At 33.6% G+C, this 22,265-nt stretch carries 23 protein-coding genes and 2 pseudogenes; 20 read left to right on the plus strand and 5 right to left on the minus strand.

Going from position 1 to position 22,265, the window contains the following annotated elements:
* Positions 1-6: 6 nt before the first annotated feature.
* From IGJ34_RS05055 to IGJ34_RS05070, 4 genes are read right to left on the minus strand one after another with little or no spacing between them, the layout of a single operon-like run.
* Entirely contained in the window at positions 7-651 is a 645-nt protein-coding gene (locus IGJ34_RS05055) for an ECF transporter S component (RefSeq protein WP_069654300.1), read from the minus strand.
* Positions 652-667: 16 nt separating this feature from the next.
* Positions 668-1,210, minus strand: coding sequence for a phosphopantothenoylcysteine decarboxylase (gene coaC, locus IGJ34_RS05060; protein ID WP_430598520.1), 543 nt, complete (start codon positions 1,208-1,210; stop codon positions 668-670).
* A complete protein-coding gene (coaB, locus tag IGJ34_RS05065; RefSeq protein ID WP_430598274.1) occupies positions 1,210-1,980 on the minus strand; it encodes a phosphopantothenate--cysteine ligase in 771 nt (256 codons plus the stop codon). The genes coaC and coaB overlap by 1 nt, the downstream gene beginning before the upstream one ends.
* Before the next feature lie 15 nt (positions 1,981-1,995).
* Positions 1,996-2,988: an oxidoreductase gene (locus tag IGJ34_RS05070; RefSeq protein ID WP_430598275.1), complete on the minus strand. Its 993-nt coding sequence runs from the start codon at positions 2,986-2,988 to the stop codon at positions 1,996-1,998.
* A 243-nt stretch (positions 2,989-3,231) separates the two neighbouring features.
* On the opposite strand from IGJ34_RS05070, the gene IGJ34_RS05075 reads away from it, so the two are divergent.
* The 9 genes and pseudogenes from IGJ34_RS05075 (at position 3,232) to IGJ34_RS05115 (ending at position 12,601) form a co-directional block, all read left to right on the plus strand.
* Positions 3,232-3,774: an FUSC family protein gene (locus IGJ34_RS05075; protein ID WP_340689671.1), complete on the plus strand. Its 543-nt coding sequence runs from the start codon at positions 3,232-3,234 to the stop codon at positions 3,772-3,774.
* Between the two features lie 273 nt (positions 3,775-4,047).
* Positions 4,048-4,590 (plus strand): helix-turn-helix domain-containing protein, encoded by a 543-nt coding sequence (locus tag IGJ34_RS05080; RefSeq protein ID WP_069654305.1) that lies wholly within the window; start codon positions 4,048-4,050, stop codon positions 4,588-4,590.
* A gap of 116 nt (positions 4,591-4,706) precedes the next feature.
* A complete protein-coding gene (locus IGJ34_RS05085) occupies positions 4,707-5,792 on the plus strand; it encodes an ABC transporter ATP-binding protein (protein ID WP_069654306.1) in 1,086 nt (361 codons plus the stop codon).
* An 11-nt stretch (positions 5,793-5,803) separates the two neighbouring features.
* Positions 5,804-6,613 (plus strand): ABC transporter permease, encoded by an 810-nt coding sequence (locus IGJ34_RS05090; RefSeq protein WP_430598276.1) that lies wholly within the window; start codon positions 5,804-5,806, stop codon positions 6,611-6,613.
* Positions 6,610-7,446 (plus strand): ABC transporter permease, encoded by an 837-nt coding sequence (locus IGJ34_RS05095; protein WP_206837013.1) that lies wholly within the window; start codon positions 6,610-6,612, stop codon positions 7,444-7,446. The genes IGJ34_RS05090 and IGJ34_RS05095 overlap by 4 nt, the downstream gene beginning before the upstream one ends.
* Positions 7,443-8,516, plus strand: coding sequence for an ABC transporter substrate-binding protein (locus tag IGJ34_RS05100; RefSeq protein ID WP_430598277.1), 1,074 nt, complete (start codon positions 7,443-7,445; stop codon positions 8,514-8,516). Before IGJ34_RS05095 ends, IGJ34_RS05100 begins: the two co-directional genes overlap by 4 nt.
* Positions 8,517-9,141: 625 nt before the next feature.
* Positions 9,142-9,906 carry a hypothetical protein gene (locus IGJ34_RS05105; protein ID WP_430598278.1) on the plus strand — a complete coding sequence of 255 codons (765 nt, stop codon included), beginning with the start codon at positions 9,142-9,144 and terminating at the stop codon, positions 9,904-9,906.
* Between the two features lie 32 nt (positions 9,907-9,938).
* Positions 9,939-11,123, plus strand: a complete 1,185-nt coding sequence (locus tag IGJ34_RS05110; RefSeq protein ID WP_430598279.1) for a helix-turn-helix domain-containing protein — start codon at positions 9,939-9,941, stop codon at positions 11,121-11,123.
* A 293-nt stretch (positions 11,124-11,416) separates the two neighbouring features.
* Positions 11,417-12,601, plus strand: a pseudogene (locus tag IGJ34_RS05115) (IS110 family transposase).
* Positions 12,602-12,679: 78 nt separating this feature from the next.
* On the opposite strand, the pseudogene IGJ34_RS05120 reads toward IGJ34_RS05115, so the two are convergent.
* Positions 12,680-13,171 (minus strand): annotated as a pseudogene (locus IGJ34_RS05120) (IS110 family transposase); the annotation flags it as partial.
* A gap of 478 nt (positions 13,172-13,649) precedes the next feature.
* On the opposite strand from IGJ34_RS05120, the gene IGJ34_RS05125 reads away from it, so the two are divergent.
* From IGJ34_RS05125 to IGJ34_RS05175, 11 genes are all read left to right on the plus strand, one after another.
* Entirely contained in the window at positions 13,650-13,889 is a 240-nt protein-coding gene (locus IGJ34_RS05125) for a hypothetical protein (RefSeq protein WP_430598280.1), read from the plus strand.
* 865 nt (positions 13,890-14,754) lie between these two features.
* A complete protein-coding gene (locus tag IGJ34_RS05130; RefSeq protein ID WP_430598281.1) occupies positions 14,755-16,065 on the plus strand; it encodes a glucosaminidase domain-containing protein in 1,311 nt (436 codons plus the stop codon).
* Between the two features lie 325 nt (positions 16,066-16,390).
* The gene (locus tag IGJ34_RS05135; protein WP_430598282.1) at positions 16,391-17,125 is read left to right on the plus strand and encodes a hypothetical protein; all 735 of its coding nucleotides are present in this window, start codon (positions 16,391-16,393) and stop codon (positions 17,123-17,125) included.
* Between the two features lie 334 nt (positions 17,126-17,459).
* Positions 17,460-17,750, plus strand: coding sequence for a TIGR04197 family type VII secretion effector (locus tag IGJ34_RS05140; protein WP_430598283.1), 291 nt, complete (start codon positions 17,460-17,462; stop codon positions 17,748-17,750).
* Positions 17,747-18,094 (plus strand): DUF3958 family protein, encoded by a 348-nt coding sequence (locus IGJ34_RS05145; RefSeq protein WP_430598284.1) that lies wholly within the window; start codon positions 17,747-17,749, stop codon positions 18,092-18,094. The genes IGJ34_RS05140 and IGJ34_RS05145 overlap by 4 nt, the downstream gene beginning before the upstream one ends.
* Entirely contained in the window at positions 18,094-19,524 is a 1,431-nt protein-coding gene (locus IGJ34_RS05150) for a T7SS effector LXG polymorphic toxin (RefSeq protein ID WP_111247997.1), read from the plus strand. The genes IGJ34_RS05145 and IGJ34_RS05150 overlap by 1 nt, the downstream gene beginning before the upstream one ends.
* A gap of 11 nt (positions 19,525-19,535) precedes the next feature.
* A complete protein-coding gene (locus IGJ34_RS05155) occupies positions 19,536-19,880 on the plus strand; it encodes a DUF3969 family protein (RefSeq protein WP_111247996.1) in 345 nt (114 codons plus the stop codon).
* Between the two features lie 913 nt (positions 19,881-20,793).
* Positions 20,794-21,126, plus strand: coding sequence for a recombinase family protein (locus tag IGJ34_RS05160; protein ID WP_206838356.1), 333 nt, complete (start codon positions 20,794-20,796; stop codon positions 21,124-21,126).
* Between the two features lie 35 nt (positions 21,127-21,161).
* Positions 21,162-21,278, plus strand: a complete 117-nt coding sequence (locus tag IGJ34_RS05165) for a hypothetical protein (RefSeq protein ID WP_430598285.1) — start codon at positions 21,162-21,164, stop codon at positions 21,276-21,278.
* Positions 21,279-21,699: 421 nt separating this feature from the next.
* Positions 21,700-21,924: a hypothetical protein gene (locus tag IGJ34_RS05170; RefSeq protein WP_430598286.1), complete on the plus strand. Its 225-nt coding sequence runs from the start codon at positions 21,700-21,702 to the stop codon at positions 21,922-21,924.
* Positions 21,925-21,938: 14 nt separating this feature from the next.
* A complete protein-coding gene (locus IGJ34_RS05175) occupies positions 21,939-22,058 on the plus strand; it encodes a hypothetical protein (RefSeq protein WP_430598287.1) in 120 nt (39 codons plus the stop codon).
* Positions 22,059-22,265: the final 207 nt, after the last annotated feature.

The following is a 22,265-nucleotide window of genomic DNA, read 5'->3' on the forward strand; positions in this document are numbered from 1 at the left end:
TCTTTTTTATAATTTTTGTGTCGCATTATTTTTTACTAATCGTAATAACACAGAGGTCACTCCAACTGTTGCAACAGCCGCAACGATTGCTTCCACAACACCGCTAGTAAAAATAACTGTTAATATAGCTGTATAAATTGCTGTACCGCTAGCACCGATACTTTGTGCATAAGAATCTTTAAAGAGAAAATAAATCAAATTCATTACGAGAATCGTGTTTGTTGCGGAGCCTAGAAAACCTGCTATAAACAAACTAAACGTTTGAGAAGTTGGTTTGTTTTTCGTGAGCTTCTTTAATCCCATAAAGACAAAATAAGGAACAATTCCAATCAAAATTCTTGGCACCATGGCAACGATGATCGCTTTAAAACTACCTTGGTCCGTTCCAATAACAGGGATAAACGGTGAAAAAACAAATGACAGAGGCGACAAAATGATGGTACTTCGGATCATACTGATGATACCAAAAACGCCTCCTAAAAAAGCACCGATTCTTGGGCCTAAAACAATTGAAGCGATGATTACTGGAATGTGCATCGTGGTTGCATTGATCGGTCCAATTGGAATAAAGCCTAAAAAAGGAACCGCAGACAATAAAATCAAGATCGCTAAAAACATAGCGGTTAATGTGAATGTTTTTGTGTTTTTCATAAATGACTCCTCAAAATTATTTCGTTAATACGTCATTGATTGTAGCAACGATCTCTTCAACTGTTGCAAGAGCGCCGCGACCAAAATCACCACAAGCTAATAATGCTTCTCGGGGATTGATTTCCTGATACCCAACTTTTTTTAGAGTTGCTATGTTTCGCTGTGTGATCGGATTTTGATACATATAAGTATTCATTGCTGGTGCAATAAATTTAGGTACGTCCTCTTTTAAAGCTAACGCGACAGTAGAAAGCATATCATCTGCAATACCGTTAGCTAGTTTAGCTAAACTATTAGCTGACGCTGGAGCAACTAAAAAAAGATCAGCTTTTTTTGCCAATTCGATATGATTGATTTTTTCAGGTGCGATTTCTTCCATAACGTCTGTATGAACTGGATTTTTTGACAAAGACTGCAATGTCAATGGCGTGATAAATTTTGTGCTATTGGTGGTCATGATTACATCGACATTGTAACCTAATTTAGTTAATTGGCTAGTGATGTCAGCTGCTTTATAGGCAGAAATGCTACCGGAAATACCTAATAAGATTGTTTTCATCATTGGTTCCTCCATTTTTCTTCAACCTTTTTCACGATTAATTGGGCAATTTCTTTTTTTGTCTGAGCAGTTTCTGTTTGCCCCAAGGCGTCGATCAAAATTCCTTTATGTTGGCTGCCCTGAATCTCTTCAAGGTCATTGGCTAAAACCAAATCGCAGTTGTTTTTAATTAAGATCGATTGTCCCACGCGAATCAATTCTTCGGTAGAAACACCGACTAATAATTTGAAACCAACAAGAACCGCCTGTGGTTGTTGCTTTCGCAGCATTGCAATTATTTTAGGGTTTTTCTTCAAAAAAAGCAAGAGGCGATCAGTTCCAGAAGGAATTTTTTTTTCTTGTTGAATCGTTTTACCGATTTCATCTAAACTGCGATACAGTGTTTCTCTTAAATCTGTTGCATCAGGTAAGTGCCCATCTGCCGTTAATTTAGCTGCAAGTTTTTCAATGAAAAGATCTTCCGAAAGGGTTGTTTCAGTCGTAAAGTCACTAACCGCCATACTGTGAATGATCCCATCAAATTTCTGGTGGTCAAACTGTTCAAGTAAAGTCGTTTCTAGTTCTTTTGTAGAGTCGATTTCAATAATAGTTAAGTTTGATTCTTTCGTAGGTTGGACAGCTTGAGGTGTAGTAATGTAAGTAACACGATGACCTTGTGCTAAGAACAGTTCACCGATTTCTTTTCCTAAACGTCCTGTTGAGTGATTCGTGATGGAACGGACAGTATCAATTTTTTCAGAAGTTCCACCTGCTGTGATTAAAATATTCATTTATGGGTTGCTCCTTTAGCTTATTTTAACAATCGTACGGCCAACGTGAGTGCCAGCTTGTAATTGTTCTAAGGTTTGAGGTAGGGCTTGTAGAGCGATCTCATTGACCAGTTCATGATGACAAACATTTAAATCGGTAGCTAAACGTTGCCAAATAGCTAGACGTTGTTTCATGGGCACATTAACTGAATCAATTCCAAGTAGATTCGCCCCTCTTAAGATAAACGGTAAAACAGTTGTAGTTAATTTGATCCCAGCTGCATTGCCGCACATTGCGATGCAGCCACCATATCGAAGTTGAGGTAATATTGCTGCCAAAATTTCACCACCAACTGTATCGATTGCAAAGTCGATCGTTTGTTTTGCTAACGGTTTTATTTTGTCAGGCATAAATTCATTCATTAAAAGCACCCTAGTTGCACCGATTTTTTTTAACGTATCGATTGCTGATTTTTTCCGACTTAACGCAGTGATATTGTAATAGCCTCTTTTTTTTAGCATCGCGATTGCTAAACTTGCTACACCACCTGAGGCTCCTGTAATTAAAATCTCTGCCTCTTTATTTTGCGCTAATCCATGATTTTCAAGTGCTTGTACAGACAAAGCAGCGGTAAAGCCAGCCGTACCAAAAATCATAGCTTCTTTTAAGCTTAATTCATTAGGCAAAGGAACAATCCAATCACCGGGAACACGAGCGACTTCGGCAAATCCTCCTGTATGGGTTACACCTAGACCGTAACCAGTGACTAAAACAGGTTGACCTGCTTCAAAGCAATCATCTTTGGAAGATAAAACAGTTCCGCTCAAATCGATTCCAGGAATCATCGGGTAATCACGAATAACACCGCCATTTTCTTTGATCGCTAATGAATCTTTATAGTTGACTGAGGAGTAGGCTGTTTTGATGAGCACATCCCCTTTAGATAAGTCATTGAGTGCTAATTTTTCTATCGTTGTCGTAACTTGACCATCTATTTCATTAACACGAAATCCAGAAAATTGGTCCATAAATATCCTCCTTGTATTTAAAAAATTAGGCTAACTTTAGTTTAGAGATAGCATGTCTTTTAAACAATTTAGTATGATTGTTACTATCATAACATATTCTCTTTTTATCTTTAGCAAATTCTTCTTGAAGACCCCTTCTTAATAACCGCAAAATAAGTTAAAATAAAGGAGTCAAGCTTAGTTGTCATAAGCTGAAAATATCTTATAGTATAGTTTTATAACGTTTGAAAGGAATATAGTTTGGTGAAATTAAAAATTGGTATGCGAACATTTAAAACAGGGTTGAGTGTCTTTTTTTGTATTTTAGTGAGTATCTTGTTAAAACGAGAAACATATGTCGTTGCGGCAATTACCACTGTTTTTACGTTAAGAGAAGATATGGAGAATACGCTGAAATATGGTAAGCATCGTATTATTGGCAATGTAATGGGCGCACTGATGTCGGTTGTTGTGATTGGTGTATTTAATTTGTTAGGTAGAACAGAGCTTGTGCAGTTGATTTTTATTCCTGTAATCATCACTCTGATGATCGCTTTGTTAGCTACTTTAGGTTACCAAGAAGGAACCGTTGGGGCATGTGCAACTTTGTTGACGATCGTTTTTATGATTCCTGCTGATCGCTCTTATGGTTATGCATTTGCTAGAGTAGTAGATAGTTTTATTGGAATGGGGATTGCCTTGTTGGTAAATTACTTGATTCCGTTAAAACTTGATAGAAAAAGGGGTAGCCAAACGATAGAAGACAAGGAAGAGGTTGGGGTAAAAGTAGTTAACTCTGAGAAATAAGAGGAAGTTGCTCCTGCTTCCTCCATTTATCCAGATTGCTTAGGGCTGGGGTGTGACGAATAGAGTCATGTCCCACCCCTTTTTTTATTTTGTCAAAATAACTCGATCGATGCTAGTATACTAGTATGAGATTGAATTAAAAAAATACAAAATTATTGTAGAAATTTGTTGCTATTTTTTGAAAAATTCGTATACTAGAAAAAGTAAAATTAAACTTCTAGTTTAGTATTAGCAAACTTTTATAATTTTTTTTAAAAGAAATGAGGTGGTCTGATGGAAATTGGTGAGAAGTTGCGGAATTTACGTGTACAGAAAAATTTAACGCAAGAAGAGTTAGGCGAACGAACAGATCTGACGAAAGGATATATTTCTCAACTGGAGCGTGATTTAAGCTCGCCATCCATGGAAACTTTTTTTAATATTTTAGAAGTTCTGGGTATTAGCCCCGAACAATTTTTTAGTGAACGAACTTTAGAGCAGAAAATTGTTTATAAAGATCAAGATAGTACGCTTTACTATGATGAAGAAAATGGTTATGAATTAAAATGGCTGATTCCTGAATCCAATGAAAAAGAAATGGAACCCATTGTTTTAACTTTTGACAAGGGTGGTCAGTATAAAACATTTGAGCCTTCTTTATCTGAAACGTTCATTTATGTAATCGATGGTTCTGTATCATTGATACTAGGTGAAACAACCTACTCAGCCAAAAAAGGGGAAGCAATGTATTATCAAGCAGCAGAACCTCATCAATTGATCAATCATTCAAAAGGAAAAAGTCGAGTATTGATTGTAGCGACAGAATCTTATTTATAAGTATAGGTAAGGCGAAGTGAAATGAGCAGATGTTAAAAAGTACAAGTTATAGCGAAGCGGAACGTTGTGACTGTGTTAAAAAAATAGTTCAATTTTAATAGAGGAGGCATCAGCGGGTGAAAAAAAATATTATTACATTTGAAAATGTCGTTAAACAGTATGATGATGAAAAAGTGTTAAAAAATGTCAGTTTTGAAATTGAACAAGGGAAATTTTATACGCTATTAGGTCCTTCAGGCTGTGGGAAAACAACGATTTTGCGTATTTTAGCAGGTTTTGCCGATGCCACCGAAGGGGATATTTATTTTGATGGGCAAAGAATCAATGATATTCCAGCGAATAAACGTCAGGTTAATACCGTATTTCAAGATTATGCCTTATTTCCTCACATGAATGTGTTTGATAATGTCGCGTTCGGGTTAAAAATCAAAAAAATACCGAAAAAAGAAATTGAAAAGAAAGTCAAAGATGCACTACGCATGGTGCAATTGCCTGGTTATGAAGTACGTGAAATCAGTGAAATGTCTGGTGGTCAACGTCAGCGGGTGGCAATTGCTCGTGCAATCGTCAATGAACCAAAAGTGTTGTTATTAGACGAACCACTTTCTGCGTTGGATTTAAAATTACGGACCGATATGCAATATGAATTGCGTGAACTACAGCAACGTTTAGGGATTACTTTCATTTTTGTTACGCATGATCAAGAAGAAGCCTTGGCAATGAGTGATGAAATTTTTGTTATGAACAAAGGCCATATCGTACAAAGTGGCACCCCTGTGGATATTTATGATGAACCAATCAATCATTTTGTGGCTGATTTTGTAGGAGAAAGTAACATTGTTAACGGTACAATGATCGAAGATAATTTAGTTGAGTTTGTCGGCAAACGTTTTGAATGTGTGGATGGTGGTATGCGTCAAGCTGAGCCTGTTGAAATAATGCTACGTCCAGAAGATTTAACGATCACCACTGCAGATAAAGGGAAATTAGTCGTTACTGTGGATACACAATTGTTCCGTGGGGTTCACTATGAAATCATCTGTTACGATGAAGACCATAATGAATGGATGGTTCATTCAACTAGAAAAGCCACTGAAGGCGCGAAAGTGGGTCTCTTTTTTGAACCAGAGGACATTCACGTGATGCGCTTTAATGAGTCGGAGGAAGATTTTGATGCTCGTTTAGAAAGCTACGAAGAATAGGAGGAATAATAATGAAAACAATTCGTCGGATTTATTCGATTCCTTATATGATGTGGCTGTTATTGTTTGTGATTGCGCCCGTTTTGATGATTATTTATCAGTCATTTTTTGATATGAATGGGCAGTTTACGTTAGAAAATTATCAAACGTATTTTACTTCAGGAACTTATTTGACTATGACACTTAATTCAGTTTGGTATGCCTTTTTGATAACATTGTTTACATTTTTGATCAGTTATCCAACAGCGTACTTTTTGACGAAATTAAAGCATAAACAATTGTGGTTGATGTTGGTGATTTTACCGACGTGGGTCAATCTTTTACTGAAAGCTTACGCATTTATTGGAATTTTTAGTATTCACGGTAATGTGAATCAGTTTTTAAGTTTTCTTGGTATCGGTTCTCACCAAATTTTATTTACAGATTTTAGTTTTCTATTTGTTGCAACCTATATTGAGATACCATTTATGATTTTACCGATTTTTAATGCGTTAGAAGAGTTAAATCCTTCGTTGATCAGTGCTAGTCGTGATCTGGGTGCCAATAGTATTGAGACATTCCAACGAGTAATCTTTCCTCTTTCATTAAATGGAGTGAAAAGTGGGGTTCAAGCGGTTTTTATACCCTCACTTTCTTTATTCATGTTGACCCGTTTGATTGGTGGAAATCGTGTGATCACACTTGGAACTGCCATAGAAGAGCATTTTATGGTGACACAAAATTGGGGGATGGGTTCAACGATTGGTGTGATTTTGATCGTGGCAATGTTTATTGTGATGTTACTGACCGGTGAGAAGAAGAAAAAGGGGCGGGTGAAATGACAAAGAAAAAATTTAAATGGTCATACTTGTATTTGATCATCGTTTTTGCTTTACTGTATGCGCCAATCTTCTACCTGATTTTCTATTCATTTAATGATACAGACACAATGAATACCTTTACAGGTTTCACACTTGCAAATTATACAGCGGTCTTTGAAGACACTCGTTTGTTGATTATTGTGTTGAATACGTTCTTGTTAGCCTTTTTATCTGCGTTGTTAGCAACGATCATTGGAACATTTGGTGCGATGGGAATCTATTATACAAGACGAAGAAAAACAAGAACAACACTAATGAGTTTCAATAATATTTTATTGGTGTCACCAGATGTTATTATTGGTGCCAGTTTCTTGATCTTTTTCACAGCTGTTGGATTTATTAGTTTAGGCTTTACAAGTGTGCTATTGTCTCATATTGCATTTAGTATTCCGATTGTTGTATTGATGGTATTACCGAAATTACAAGAGATGAATGATTCGATGGTAGATGCTGCTCGTGATCTTGGTGCCAATAACCTACAAGTAATCAAAAATATTATTTTGCCGTTTTTATCACCAGGCATTATCGCTGGTTATTTTATGGCATTTACCTACTCGCTAGATGATTTTGCCGTGACCTTTTTTGTTACAGGAAACGGGTTTTCAACACTGTCCGTTGAAATCTACTCTAGAGCAAGACAAGGGATCAGTTTAGAAATAAATGCCTTAAGTGCACTAGTTTTCATTTTCTCTATGATCTTAGTGATTGGTTATTATTTTATCAGTCAAGATAATACGTCTAAACGTGTCAAAAAAATACGGCGAGAACAAAGTGAGGTGGCGAACCTTAAATGAGAAAACTACAATCTTTGTTTATCGGTATTTTAGCCATCATTCTGATTTTATTTTTTGGAGTTCGTCAATTAGAAAAGGCCAGTGGTATGGCTGGAGCTGATACGTTGACGATTTATAATTGGGGCGATTATATCGATCCAGATTTATTACGTAAATTTGAACAAGAATCAGGATATAAGGTCAATTATGAAACGTTTGACTCGAATGAAGCCATGTTTACGAAAATCCAGCAAGGTGGTACGGCCTATGATATCACGATTCCCTCTGAATATATGATTCAAAAAATGATGAAAGAAAAAATGCTATTACCGATTGATCATAAGAAGCTGAAAGGCTTAGAAAATATTGATGAACGTTTTTTAAATTTAGATTTCGATCCACAAAATAAATACTCGATTCCTTATTTTTGGGGAACATTAGGCATTATCTACAATGACAAATTTATCGGTGAAGATCAAATTAAGCATTGGGACGACTTGTGGAAACCAGAATTGAAAGATAATGTGATGTTGATTGATGGTGCTCGTGAAGTATTAGGATTATCCTTAAATAGTTTAGGGTATTCTTTGAACAGCAAAAATAATCAAGAGTTGCGTAAAGCAACGGATAAATTAAACAAACTAACAACGAATGTGAAAGCAATTGTTGCAGATGAAATCAAAATGTATATGATCAACGAGGAAAGTGCAGCTGCTGTAACCTTTTCGGGTGAAGCCGCTGAAATGCTTGATGGAAATGAACATTTACATTATGTGATTCCATCAGAAGGCTCTAACTTGTGGTTTGATAATATCGTGATTCCTAAAACAGCAAAAAATATTAAAGGCTCCTACGAATTTATCAATTTTATGCTACGACCTGAGAATGCTGCTCAAAATGCAGAGTATATTGGTTATTCTACACCTAATAAAGCAGCGAAAACGTTGTTACCTAAAGAAATTTCAAGCGATGAACAGTTTTATCCCAGTGATGAAGTGATTAAGCATTTGGAAGTTTATGAAGACTTAGGTGGGAAATATTTGGGTATTTATAATGACTTGTTCCTTGAGTTTAAGATGTACCGCCGATGATTGGATAACTCAGTAAAAACGCGTTAAACCAACAAAAATCTAGGAGAGTAAGCTACCGTTTTTACTGCCAGTTTTCCAAAATTCTACCAAAAGCGACGAAATTGTCGCTTTTTTGGTGTTTTCTATCAGAGATTTTTTAGCTAGAAAGCTTGATGTAAGTAGAGTAAAACGTAGATACTCTTTAAGAGAAAAACCATCATTTAAAAAGGGGGTTAAAAACATCTACTGTAAACGCTGAAAATGTTCATATTCTATTAATAGAAAATGTTAGAAATAAATAATTAAGTTTTTCTAGTTAATAATATTGTATCCTCTGAATTCTATCAAATTAGGTAGTTTTGATTTCGCTTTATATTATTTTAACTAAGGGAGTAAGAATATTTTGAGAAGTGTATTAGTGAGATAATGTTATGAGGTAGAGTAACTAGTTGAGTAGTAAGTTTTTATAGCGAACAGAGAAAATTGTACTTTATCTCTGTATCATTGTTTCATCACTTTGAAAATAAGCGTTTTATTCATCCAAATTTTTAATCCAATATTTCTACTTTAAAAAAAAACGGAAATTAATGTTTTTACTTTAAAAATGTTGTATACTAATAGAGTCAAATAGATTGGAGGTTTATGTATGGATGAATTTAAATTAGATAAAACAATTAGTAAAGCAATAGTTGATGGTACTTTGAAAGGGTACTTACAGTATCTTGAAGAACGAAAAAGCAAAAAAGAGTCAATGAGTGTTAGTGGTGCATACGCTTGGACAAAAGGAAATCACATCGATGATCAAGTTTCTAAAATTGGACAAAACCACAATGTACAGTTTAAAATTGAAAAAGCTGGCTATACTTGGGAATATTTACAGTTTACAATTAGCGAAAATGCTGAAAATTATATGGTTATCGTAAAAAACGCTAGACGAGTGAAAAAATCTTTTAATGATCAAAAAAAGAAAGCCAATGAAGATAATTATTTGGTAAATTTAGCTGACATAAATACAAATGTTTTAAAAAATAGCGACCAAAACTTTGTTGCTCAACCAGAACAAATTCAACTTGAATTAAATGACCCAGAAGAAGTAAGGGCTGTTATAGAAGGCAAGCAACTGAACGTTACTCAAAAATACTCACGTTTTTATATTGTGACTTACGAAATTGATGATGAAACTAAATTCGTTGAATCCATTCAATTAACCATGCCTAATCGTCAAACGATGAACTTAGAGCTAATTGAAGATTTAAGTTATCTTATTCAAGATAGTGAGTATGAAATTACTACTGAAGATGTAGAACCAATTATGAATGAAAAAGTGTCTGATCAGACTATTTTCTCAGGTGATTCAAACGCATTTGGTTATTCCATCCCTGAAGAAGAAAAAGAAGCATCTGGAAACTAATTTTCCAACAAATAAGCAAGGATGTGATTACAATGTTTTTCGGAGAGAAATTACAAAGTGTCAGAGAATTAAATGGTCTCTCCAGAAAGGAACTTGCTGACAAATTAAGTTTAAGTGAACAAGCAATCTGGCAGTATGAAAATCAATATACTGTACCAAAATTTGAAGTGGCTAATGAATTAAAAAAAGTTTTTAATGTAAAAGCTCAATTTTTCTATACAGAACCATTTGTAACTAATATTTCCAATGTTGAAAGTATTGCCTACCGTGCTGAGGATCGAGAGGCTCGTAAAAAAACAAAAATGGAAACAACTTTTATTGATTTTGCTAGTTATTTTTTAGATAAGTTTGAAAGTAAACTCAATTTGCCAACTAGTCCCCTTCCACTATTAAGAGACGAATCAATTCCACTTTATAATAGGTCAATGGAAACAAATGACAGGCTTTTACAACTAGAGAATATTGCTGAAAATGCTAGAAAAAAATTGGATTTACAATCAAATTCAGAGCTTCTTTACAAGCTTGAACTTTCAGGAATATATATTTTAGAAAAAAATATGGGAACAAGTATTGATGCGTATAGTACTTGGACTAGTCAAGAAAAACCGTTTATTATTCTTGGTAACAAAAAAAAATCAGCAGTTCGAAGAAATTTTGATTTAGCCCATGAATTAGGGCACTTGTTGTTGCATTACAAGATTGATATGGATAGCTTAACAAAAGATGAACATAAAATAATTGAAAAAGAAGCCAATGACTTTGCCTCTTTTTTCCTTCTTCCGAAAGAGCAATTTTTAACGGACTTTGCAACTATTTCAAAGAAATCAAATCCAGAATCATATCTGGATTTGAAAATGAAATATATGGTTTCAATTGGCGCTTTAGAGTATCGTGCTTATAAAATGGGACTACTAACATTTGAAGAAAATCGTTACTTTTACGCGACTCTAAATCGAAAAGACTACAAAAAAAATGAACCTTTGGATGAAGATATCGCGATTATTAGACCCGGAAAAGTTCGTTCTTTGCTAGACTTAATTTTTAAAAATCACTTATTTTCATTAAATGATATTCTAAATGACTATTATATTGACCGTTCATTTTTAGAATCTCTATTCGGGATTGAAAATAAATTTCTAAGCAAGTACTCTGAAGAGTCTAATAGAGAATATTTTAATAACCCAAATGTTGTTTCTTTGTTCACTAAGGAAAACTAATTAACATTGAAGGAGGCTGGGACAAACACTCATGAGGGCTACCGCCCTCACCAAACAGAATGAAAATAAAGTGATCGACCTACAGGCTATTTCCTGTCATACTAGAGATGACAGAAGTGGCTTGTAGGTCGATCGCTTATTGAGGTTCTTCTCCAAGTAACCTTGAGGGACAAACTAGATCATTCTACTTATTTGCACCAATCATTAGGTCGTAGAACCTGCGTATAAAAATAAATTGTTTCTATAAGTAGAATAGCCTCTTCTGTACTTTTTTTCAAGGAGGAATGTTGAAAATGGAAGATGTACTTCGTTCTTGTTGTGCTGGATTAGACATCCATCAAAAAGTAATTGTTGCGTGTATTATTCGTTCTGCTGAAGGAAAAAAACGCCCAGAAAAATTCTTTGGTAGTTTTGATACGACAACTCGTGGTCTTTTTGACTTATCTGATTGGTTGACTTCTTACGAAGTCACACACATAAGCATGGAAAGCACGGGTGTTTATTGGAAATGTGTCTGGCGAATTTTACAAAATCATTTTGATTTACAGTTGGCGAATCCTCGCCACATCAAAAATATTCCAGGAAAAAAAACGGATATGAAAGATGCGGAATGGATTGCTCGTCTCACTCGATTAGGAGTCGTTCCTACAAGTTTTGTTCCACCAGAACCTATTCAGGAATTGAGAGACTTAACACGTTATCGCAAGCACTTAGTAGAAGATCTGAATTGAGAAAAAAATCGGGGGCACATGGTCCTGCAGAATGCTGGAATCAAATTAACCTCAGTGATTAAAGATATCTACGGAAAATCTGGCAGAGCCTTACTCTATGCCTTAATTGAAAATAAACCAATCACAGAGTCACTCATTCTCGAGTGTGTGTACACTACCTTACGCAGAAAAGTGCCTCAATTGCTTGAATCCCTAGAAGGATTTATGACACCTCATTATCGTAAAATGTTAGCTCTTCATCTCACTCAAATTGAGTGCTTAGAAAAACAACTAGTAGAAGTCGAAGAAACAATCAACGACTATCTCGTTCCTTATGAAGAATACGTAGAACGTTTGGAGGAAATCCCAGGAATCAATCGAAGAACAGCGGCAGTTGTACTCGCAGAAGTGGGGGTAGATATGTCTGTTTTCCCGACATCTGGACATTTGGCTTCATGGGCAGGAGCGAGTCCAGGAAACAATCAAAGTGCTGGAAAGAATCGAAGTAAACGGGTAGGAAAAGGAAATTCTTATCTAAAGAAGGTCTTAGCGCAAGGAGCACTAGCGGTTTCCCAAGGGAAACCCAATCGAATCCAAGCATTTTTCTTTCGGGTAAGAAGAAATGCTGGACACAAAAAATCGGTTGTTGCGACCGTTCATTTATTAATACGTATCATTTATCGGATGTTTTCCGATCAGTCCAGCTATAATGAACTTGGAGGAAGTTATTTACAAAATAGAAAGAACACTCTAACAAATAACTGTTGAATCGTTCTAGACCAATTTTAGCTAACTACGGTTTCAGTAGGAGGTAGCTTTTTTTTGTTTTTTTTCAGTATTAGTTTTCGTATAAAGGATTTCTAGTTCTGGAAAACTAAGTTCAAGAGCTGTGTGTAAGTACATTCTTAGTCTCTTGATTTCTGTTTCTACCTCTTGATAAAAGCGAGCTAAATCATGGGATTCTTCATAAATAACAGGTTGGTGTTGTTTGATCTTCCGTTCATATTGACCGTGAGTTTGTGCAAGACGATGAGCGTCTTGCTTATCTGTTTTAAGAACACGCAACCCACTATCAAGCTGTTTTTTTGCCTCTAAGGGATTCAATAGACAATAGGGTAAGTGATTATTTTGACAAAAAGTTTCAATTACTCTTGAGTAAACGCCTGTTGATTCAAAGACGATACTGGGTGTTTCGGGTAACTGTTGAATTTCTTGAAGCAAGTAGTCAAAACCAGATCTGGTATGAGTAATCTCTCCTTGGGAGAGACAAAGCTCCTCTTTATAAAGCACTTTATAACTTTTGCCCATAGAAACATCCAATGCAATTACATAAGCCATGTTTTCATCTTCTTTCTTTTTTTGAAAGGTTCTTCACTGTTTCATTTCGTTCCTAATTTCCTTTACACGAGCTCGAAGCCCAACATACTTAAACCAGATTTTAAAATGACAGTGAAGGAGACCGTTTTTTTGTAGGGACTCGAAGTCCAAGAGACTATGGTCGATCTTCCTTTCACTCCTTACTATAAACCTAAAAATAGGCAAATAGAGGGTAAACTCATCCGTCGATAAGTTTACCCTCTAATCTTAGTATGTTTTTTATTTCGATTAAAATTAGAAGTTAACGTCAAAGTAAATGAATATGAAAAACAATAAGCTGATTACGCTGTTTAGTATACTAACAGTCCTAATCGCTTTTTTAATTTCCCCAATTACTTCATTCGCTGTTACAGTAAATTATGAAAAAGTTGCAAATTATATTTCCTCATGGAGTGTCAAATCGTTAGGCTGTTTGCACTGGACCGATGAAGGCAGCCATATGATTAAAGCGGGCAATCAAGCTCTATTTTACATTGAACATCGAACACTTCTTACTGGTAGTTCTGGGTTTACCCCGTCAGAACCAACTATCGCAGAAAAAGAACGCCTTTCATTAATTTCATACTTTGGTTACAAAATAAACCCTACTATTGATAATTATCGGATTACTCAAAACTTAATTTGGCTTGAATTTGGCGGTGAATTATTAACCACAACTATTCCGAATTTTGTGAATTGAAGAAATAAGATAGTAAATCAAGTTAGAAATCATAATATTAAACCAACATTTAATAATCAAACCATCAATCTAAAAGTTTGCGAATCTATTATTCTAGAAGACAAAAACAATGTCTTGTCCAAGTATGTTCACAGCTTAGTAATTCCGCAAACCTCAAAATTGAGAAAAACGGCAATAAATTAACATTGACAGCTACTAAAGATTCGAAGGAATCTGGGACCATTAAATATAGTATTTCTGATTCTAATTCAACGAGGCAAAGCTTTGTTTATGCTAAACCCAATGAACAGAAATTTGCTAGCTTTAAACTTTCAAATGCGGGTGAATTCAATCTGAATGTCAAAGAGAAAATAACTGGCAATATCAAAGTAAAAAAATCAATAAGGATAGAGGGCAACTATCTTAAAAAGGAAAGTAGCAATAAGATTAAAAAAACAGAATATGGTGATTTATATGTACCGAAAATAAAAAAAATTAATAATTACTGAATATTGAACTTACTTTACTTGAATCATGAATTTTTTTCGAAACTTTCTAATCTTTTGAGTTAAGTAGGAGATTTCCCCTCATACTTATGGTAAAATAAAGTCAACTTATAGAAGGTTAATCTAGATTTTTAGCGTTACAAAGGTAGGTGGAGAGATGGAAGAACATCCTAATAACCCTAATAGCAGTAAGGGATTCTAGTTATTCTCACACATGAAGCTTTAAAACTGACATTGCTAAAAGCAATAATTAGCGCTTTAAGAATTACCACAGAGTCACCTAACTACCTAACAAAAATAGGGATCAGCCAAAAAAATGAGTGATAGATTCCAATAATCAAAAAAAGAATCTTTAATACATGTGAGAGGAACTAATTTGAATGAAAAGAAAATTATTATCACTACAGATGGTATGTGTACTGCTCAGTGTTAATTTAATACCAGTGATCGGTCATGCTGATGAATTAACCCAGTCAGAGTCGAGTACCATCGAAGAAGGAACAATGGAGACGACCGAAAGTAGTTCTTCAACTGAAGAGACAACAACGACAGAATCATCTACTTCTGAAACAGAGACTGGCACAATTGAATCAAGTACTACTAGTACAGAGTCCTCAGAAGAAGCTCAGCCTCCTGCAAGCAGTGAGGAGGAAGTACCTGTAGCTCCGCAACCAACTGCACCTGTCGAAACAGCACCGGAAGAGCAACCTGTACAGCAAATCGTTGATCATGCACCTACGGAAGCCCAATTAGATGAAAATATCAAGGTTGTAAAAAATGAACCGACTGAAACATTTATTCGTCGGATCGGTGAAAAAGCCCGTGCTGTAGGTCAAAAAAATGATTTATATGCTTCAGTGATGATTGCTCAAGCTATTTTAGAAACTGGTTCTGGCAATAGTGATCTAAGTCAACAGCCATATCATAATCTGTTTGGGATCAAAGGGGAATACAAAGGTGAAAAAGTTGTCTTCTCTACACAAGAAGATGATGGATCAGGCAATTGGTATACGATTGAGGCTGCCTTCAAAAAATATCCTGGATACAAAGAATCATTTGAAGATTATGCTAAATTAATGAAAAAAGGTATAGAATCAAATAAAACAATTTATTCAGGTACTTGGAAGTCAAATGCTGTGAGCTACCGCGAAGCAACAAAATCTTTAACAGGTGTTTACGCAACAGATACAAGTTATGACCAAAAATTGAATGCGTTTATTGAAGAATATGACTTGACTGAATATGACAAAGAAAAGCCATCTACATCAACAAGTGGCATCATTGTCTCAGATAGTCATCCAGATAGTGACTTCAAAGATTATGCTGGTGAAACGTATTCTGGTTCAGAAGCATATGCACTAGGAAACTGTACACAATATGTTTACAATCGCATCGTTCAATTAGATGGTTCTGTCGAAACAACGATGGGCAACGGAATGGACTGGGGTACAACAGGTAAAGCGAATGGCTATGAGGTTTCTAGTAAACCTAAAGCAGGAACAGCCGTTAGTTTCCAACCGACAGTAGCGGGTGCTGATGGAACGTATGGACATGTAGCATTTGTCGAACATGTTTATGAAGATGGTTCTATTTTAATCTCCGAAATGAATGTCGCTGGTTTAGGAATCGTTTCATTTAGAGTAATCGATAAAGACACAGCGAATACGTTAGCTTACGTAACGCCTAAGTAAAAAAGATAAGCCAATAATACTATCGAATGTAAATCGTTTGATGCTATTATTGGCTTTTTTAATTAGGAACTAATTTACTATTTCTTAAGCATTCTAAATAAAACCTAAATGTTTTAGGCATAATTTCTTCAAACCTTGCGGTTATTATTAACTCATACCCAATAACAAACCCAAACAAAACACTTTTCATTTTTACTCCTCAAGTAAAAAGAACTCCTTGCCACCGCCTACCCAGCGGTGGTTATTTTTATAAAAACTGTTGATAATATAACTTTTTTGAAATTTAATAATGATAGCATTCTTATTTTATTAAAGCAATTTTTGTATGAATTTTGTTCGAAATTTGCATTTCTATTTGCATGATTTATTCTATCTAACTAAAAATTATGTAGAAAAAAATGGGACTATAGATTTAGCAAAAAAATTTTGCGAAAGTTATTATGATAGACATTATTATCTACTTTTGTATTATTTTTTGTTAGCAAGAATAACGATAGAAGAGTTATTAAAAGATGAGAGTTTTGATAATATTAAGGATGCTTATGAGGATAATGAACCAATAAAGGAACTCTCTGAAATAAAGTTTGATAGTGAATTACAAGGGAAAGAAGCATATTATTATCCCAATGTTGGTTGGGGCACAATATTGTATTATGCATTTATGAATGCTTATCGAGAATATGCAAAGTGGGAAGAAATTCCGAATAATAAAAAATCAACTAAGAAATATCAAGATATCGAATCGATTGAAAAAAGGTTGAACATATATGCTATTGAAACAAAGGATAATGCGGGAATTTGTAAATTAAAAATATTTTTACCCAAACAGAGCAAAGCAACCAGTGAAAAAACTAGAAGAAGGCTTTATAGTACAAGAAAAATTAGTAGGAAAAAAGATTATTCGGAAGAATTTTATCTAATTGATAGGTATTACGATAGGTTGGCGCAAAATAGGAAATATAGCATTAAAGACTATTTGGTTGAAGAAGAAATTACTAAAACTTATTTTTTTAAATTAAAGAAAGAGTACTTTAAACATAAGCCATTGAATAAGTATTAAAAAGCCTATAAATATATCAATTCTGCAGAGTATGGTGGGAATTTTAGCAAAGTAAAACAAGACTACAAAATATCAAAAAGAAAATGGATATATTTGTAAATAGATATTTTCCTAAATTTGATAAACGTTAGTGGTTGCGAATGATCATTCGCAACCACTTTTTTTCCTGAAATATTCATTATAAGTAAGAAAAATTAGAATATTATAAAGTCTATAAAATTATAAATAGTATTTTATGAAACAAATAATTACTATTAAGTAAATTTTAACTATTATAAAAATGATATATGTGATAAGATTTTATTACAATTAGTTTTTTAAGGAGGAGTAACTGATGGCAATAAAAAGTGATTTAGCTGGAGCAAGCCAAAAGGCTACTGCGCTAAAAAGTGCAACTGATAGGTTAATCCAGCAATCTAACATAAATAACGATACTCAAACAACAGTGGTAGGTAACGATAATGCACAAGAAGCCATTACTACAGCTCAAGAAACAGCTACTAAGGTAGCACAGGCAGTATTTGCAGCATCTAATAATCTACAAAGCGTAGCTAAAGATTTTGAAGCTTTAGACCAAACTGTTGGAAACACTCTTTTTAAACCTTTAGGTAGTTTAGGAAAATGAGAAAATTAGAAGAGATTCAAAAAGAAGAAAAGCAATTATATTTAAAAGAAGAAACACTATCGAGTGAAGTAAATCAAGTAAAGAGAGTCAAAGAAAGCTATGACCAACATTTTTACGAAGCAATGCATTTTTTTGATGATGTCTGTTATCAGTTTGATAAAAATGAACAAGGAAATTTTTTTAAATCAATATTTGATGAATTCTCACAAAAATCAAGACAAGTAATGGATTATTTAGAAAATGATGAAGAAGAACTTCGTGTACAAAAAAAGAAAATATTAAACCAATTAGATGATATCGGTTATGAAAAAAGAAAAGCGTTCGCAGAGGAGGATAACAGATAATGAGTGTTGATATGTATGTTTCTACTTCTCAAAGTCAAGCATCAAGTGTATCCACTATGTGTAAATCACAAGTGGAAGGATATAATGAATTACAAAAAGCAATTACAGATTTTGTAGTAGCAAGTCCATTTTTAACGGGTAAAGCTTATGATTCAGCAAAAACCTATTTTCAATCGGTGTTGTATCCTTTAGCTCAAGGAGGAATTCTACTTTCTGAAGCAGTAGATAGTGCAGTTAAGAAATTACCAGAAGAATATATTTCTCAAGTAAATAGTGGGGATTTAAAACAATCCGAATTAGAAGAAAAGATTAGAAGAGCAGATAGATTGCTGAATCAAGCAGAAGATATCCGTAAAGATATTAATTCATCAAAAACCCCTGATATCACAAAATCATTCCAGTTAATGGCAAATTCAATGCTAATTGGGATGTATAGTGCCTCCAAACAAAAGTTGGAAGAGCAATTACGTAAATTATTAGCATTTAATGCAAGTTCACCAAATTTGTTTTCTGAAATTTCCAGTTTGCAGAATGCAGTAAATCAAGGACTAGCACAAACAAAAACAGCGTGGAATGTTACGACAGGAACATTTACTATTCCAAAAGATTTGACATGGAAGAACAATATTTCTACTAAATGGGCTGATTATGAAGCAAGACATGCAGACAATATAGAAGTGAAAAAAGTAACTCTTCAAAACGGAGAAATATTTTATGAAGTGTATAAAAATGGTAAATTAGATAAGGATGCAACTAGTGATTTGGCAGTTGAGATAGCTAAGGATGATATTAAATCATTAAAATCATTTCTTGCAGGAGCAGGTTATCAAGTATTAGAAAATAATGGTGTAAAAGCATTAATGGATGCTATTTTTGGAGAAAGAGATGTAAAAGACTCATTACAACAACACAAAGGATATAATGAAGGTGTATTTGTAGGGAATTTATTAGGTGTGTTTCAATCTGGAGCAGAATATATCGGGGGTGCCTTATGGTTTTTGGGTGGTACAGGAGGAAGTTTAGTAACTGCACCTGCAACAGGTGGAGCTAGTCTAAGTGCTATTCCAGTAGTGGGAGCAGAAGCATTAGGTATTTGGGCTCATGCAACAGCTGTAGGTGGTATGAGTATACAAAATATTATGAGTGGTGATAATTATAGTAACTCAGAAATTCAAAATACTTATAATGGAATAAAAGATGCTCCTCAATATCCAGAAGGGTTTGAAACAAGGCAAAATGGAACTACAACAAACAAAATTAAAAATAAAGGTACTTTATCTGATTTAAGAAAAATTGAGTCTGGGGATTGGAAAAAAGTTTATAAAGATGGCTTTGATAAGAATGGGAAAAAAGTCTCTATACATTATTTTCAAAGTAAGTCTGGCAGAGTATTTAATGTGAAAGTAAAACCAGGATGGAGTAATCCTTAGGAGGAATAGATATGGAATTAAGATTAAGTGTTGATAAAAATAATGAAGCTGAAAGATTAGTATTGGTAAGTGTAATTGGACTACTAGAAGCATTAGAGAATGACTTGCTAACAATTGAAGATTGCGAAAATTACTTGTTTAGTCCTTATTCCGTAAGTATTTTAGAAGAAAAGAATATGAATCCACAAATAATTGAAATTATAGAACTAGGTTGCGAATTAGAGGATGTCCAATCATTAATACCAGATAAATTAAAAGAAGAAATAAGGGATTTGAAAGAACGAGCAAAAGAATACCTGAAAAATACTAATCCCTCTGAAAATCCATATGAAGTAAAGAAATGGGTAGATAGATAATCTAATTAATAATATAAAACCATTTTTTTACAAAAATAAAATAGCTAATAGAGAAGGGTAAATGATTAAAAGTGTAGTTGAGCAAGTGAAAGAAGTAAAAAAAACTTACTGAGGATACCGTAAATATTCCTTTAACGTATCTTATATTTTTGAGTTCATGTTTTTTGTTATGGAAACCTAAATATATCTCGTTAGTTAATGTTTCTAGATGGATTCCTAATAATATTCGAGAGATTATCCTAGGACTTTTTAATGTACTTTATTCAAATATTATTCTAGTGTTTATTGCTTTATTTGGAGCTGTAGTAGTTATTACGTTATTATCTGAATACACATCAATTCTGGATAAACTTCTTCCTGATGAAGTTGAATATATGGATAATACTGAGGTTAGTTGGAATCAATATAGTGCTATAAGAAGATTAGTATCAATAGTATTTACGTTAGCTTTGCCAATTTTTGTATACTACTTTACAATAAATGTACTTCTTAATCAAAATAATTTTGTAGAAACGTTTTTTCAGAAGATACTTTTCAGATAAATGGTGGTTTAATTATTAATTCTTTTTTTGAGAATAATAGGTCTTTAGAAAAGTTTGAAACGATTATCCTAAAAAAAAAACATATGGAAAAAAAGAGGAATATTTATTAGTAAATGCAAAGTTAACCAAAAAGGAATTGGATACTAATCGATACAATGATGAGTCACGATGGAGAATAGATGAAATACCTTATGTAAAAAGAAGATACCGCATTTTAAATAGAGCTGATAATCTTTCAGATATTGTTTACCATTTTGATGTTCTTAAAGGGAAAGTTGATAAAAAATAATATATGATAAAGCTTTATTGAAACTAACTAATGGTTGAAACAGATAATAATAAGTATATCAATCATTAGGAGGTTTCAATACATGATAAAGAAAAAGAATACAGAAAAGAAAATAGTTAGGCTAGGATATTGCAGGGTTAGTACTGATGATAGACAAGAAATGTCACTAGAAAATAAAATAGAAATGATGAGGCAACAGAAATGTAATCACATCTACTCTGAACATGGTAGTGGTAGAAATGACAAACGGGTGGAATTTCAAAAAATGTTAAAACACATAAAGGAATTAGCAGGTGATGAAAACAATATAGTCTACCTTATTGTTTTTAAAAATGATAGGTTATCAAGAAAACTTAGGACTTTAGTAAACACTATTGAAGATTTAATGGAATTAGGAATAATTATATTAGTTTAATCGACCATATAGATACAAGTTCAATTGGGGGGGAAATGTTTTTTCAAATTTTGAGTAGTTTTAATGAATACGAAGTTTCAAATACAATAGAAAGGGTAAAAATCGGTTTAGATAAGGCAAGGGAAAATATTAGGAAGACCTTTTATTACTAAATCTCAAAAAAATAAACTAATAAGACTATACCAAATAAATAATTTATCAGTTCGTGATATTGCAAAAATGTGTAACATGAAAACATCAACAGCGTATAAATACCTAAAAAAAGCGAATATACAACGAAGACGATAGAAAAGACTTGAGTAAATTTGATATCATGGTAAATTAATATTGTTAAGTAACAAATGTGAACCACTCATCTATATTTCAACTGTTAAATAGAGCTAATATATAAAAATAATAACAAAACATAAAGAGTCTGTGGCCATTGGATTTCCAATTTTCACTTATTCTTTTTTTTGCGATTTTTTGTACTTACACAAAACAGTTGAAATATAGAGTTAAAGGATGTTTCACATTAATTTTTTACAGTTAGATGGTAAATAAGGTTATTAAAATTATTTTAGAGGGTAAAAAATGGAATTTAGGGTAAATCAATTTCCCAAAAAAATGGGAGAAGTCGATGTAAATGAAAAATTTGTAAAAATAAAAATACCCGAAGGAGGATTGTTTAGTAGTGGCGAAGATTTGGAAAATATCCCAATAAAAAATATTAGTAATGTCAAAATTAGTAAGGCAAAAACATATTTTCAATTATTTTTTGTCCAAAAATCTATTTTAAAGTTTTTATTAAAGAGCTGATACAGAAGATACAAATGAATATTTCGAGTAAGGGGAATCTAGCGCCGAAGAGTGCTTCGGATCAAATTCAGAACTATGTCTTGGGGGGAATCATTGTCGGAGTTATCTATAATTGTCAAATCATTGTTTTGTGATTTTTAATCGTATTACTTTTTTTTGAGGGACATAGGTCACTGTGTTAAGGATCGCAAAATGAAGAAATCCTGAGAATAAACAAATTGTGGATGGACAACCGATTATTTTAATGGATAAATGGCAGAAGATTCCGGAAAATGTTAAACTGGCAAACCTATCAGCATACGATTTTGGCACTATGCTAGATTACATACTATCAACACAAT

It is taken from the genome of Enterococcus sp. AZ177 (assembly GCF_050544585.1).
Classification (GTDB): domain Bacteria; phylum Bacillota; class Bacilli; order Lactobacillales; family Enterococcaceae; genus Enterococcus_L; species Enterococcus_L plantarum.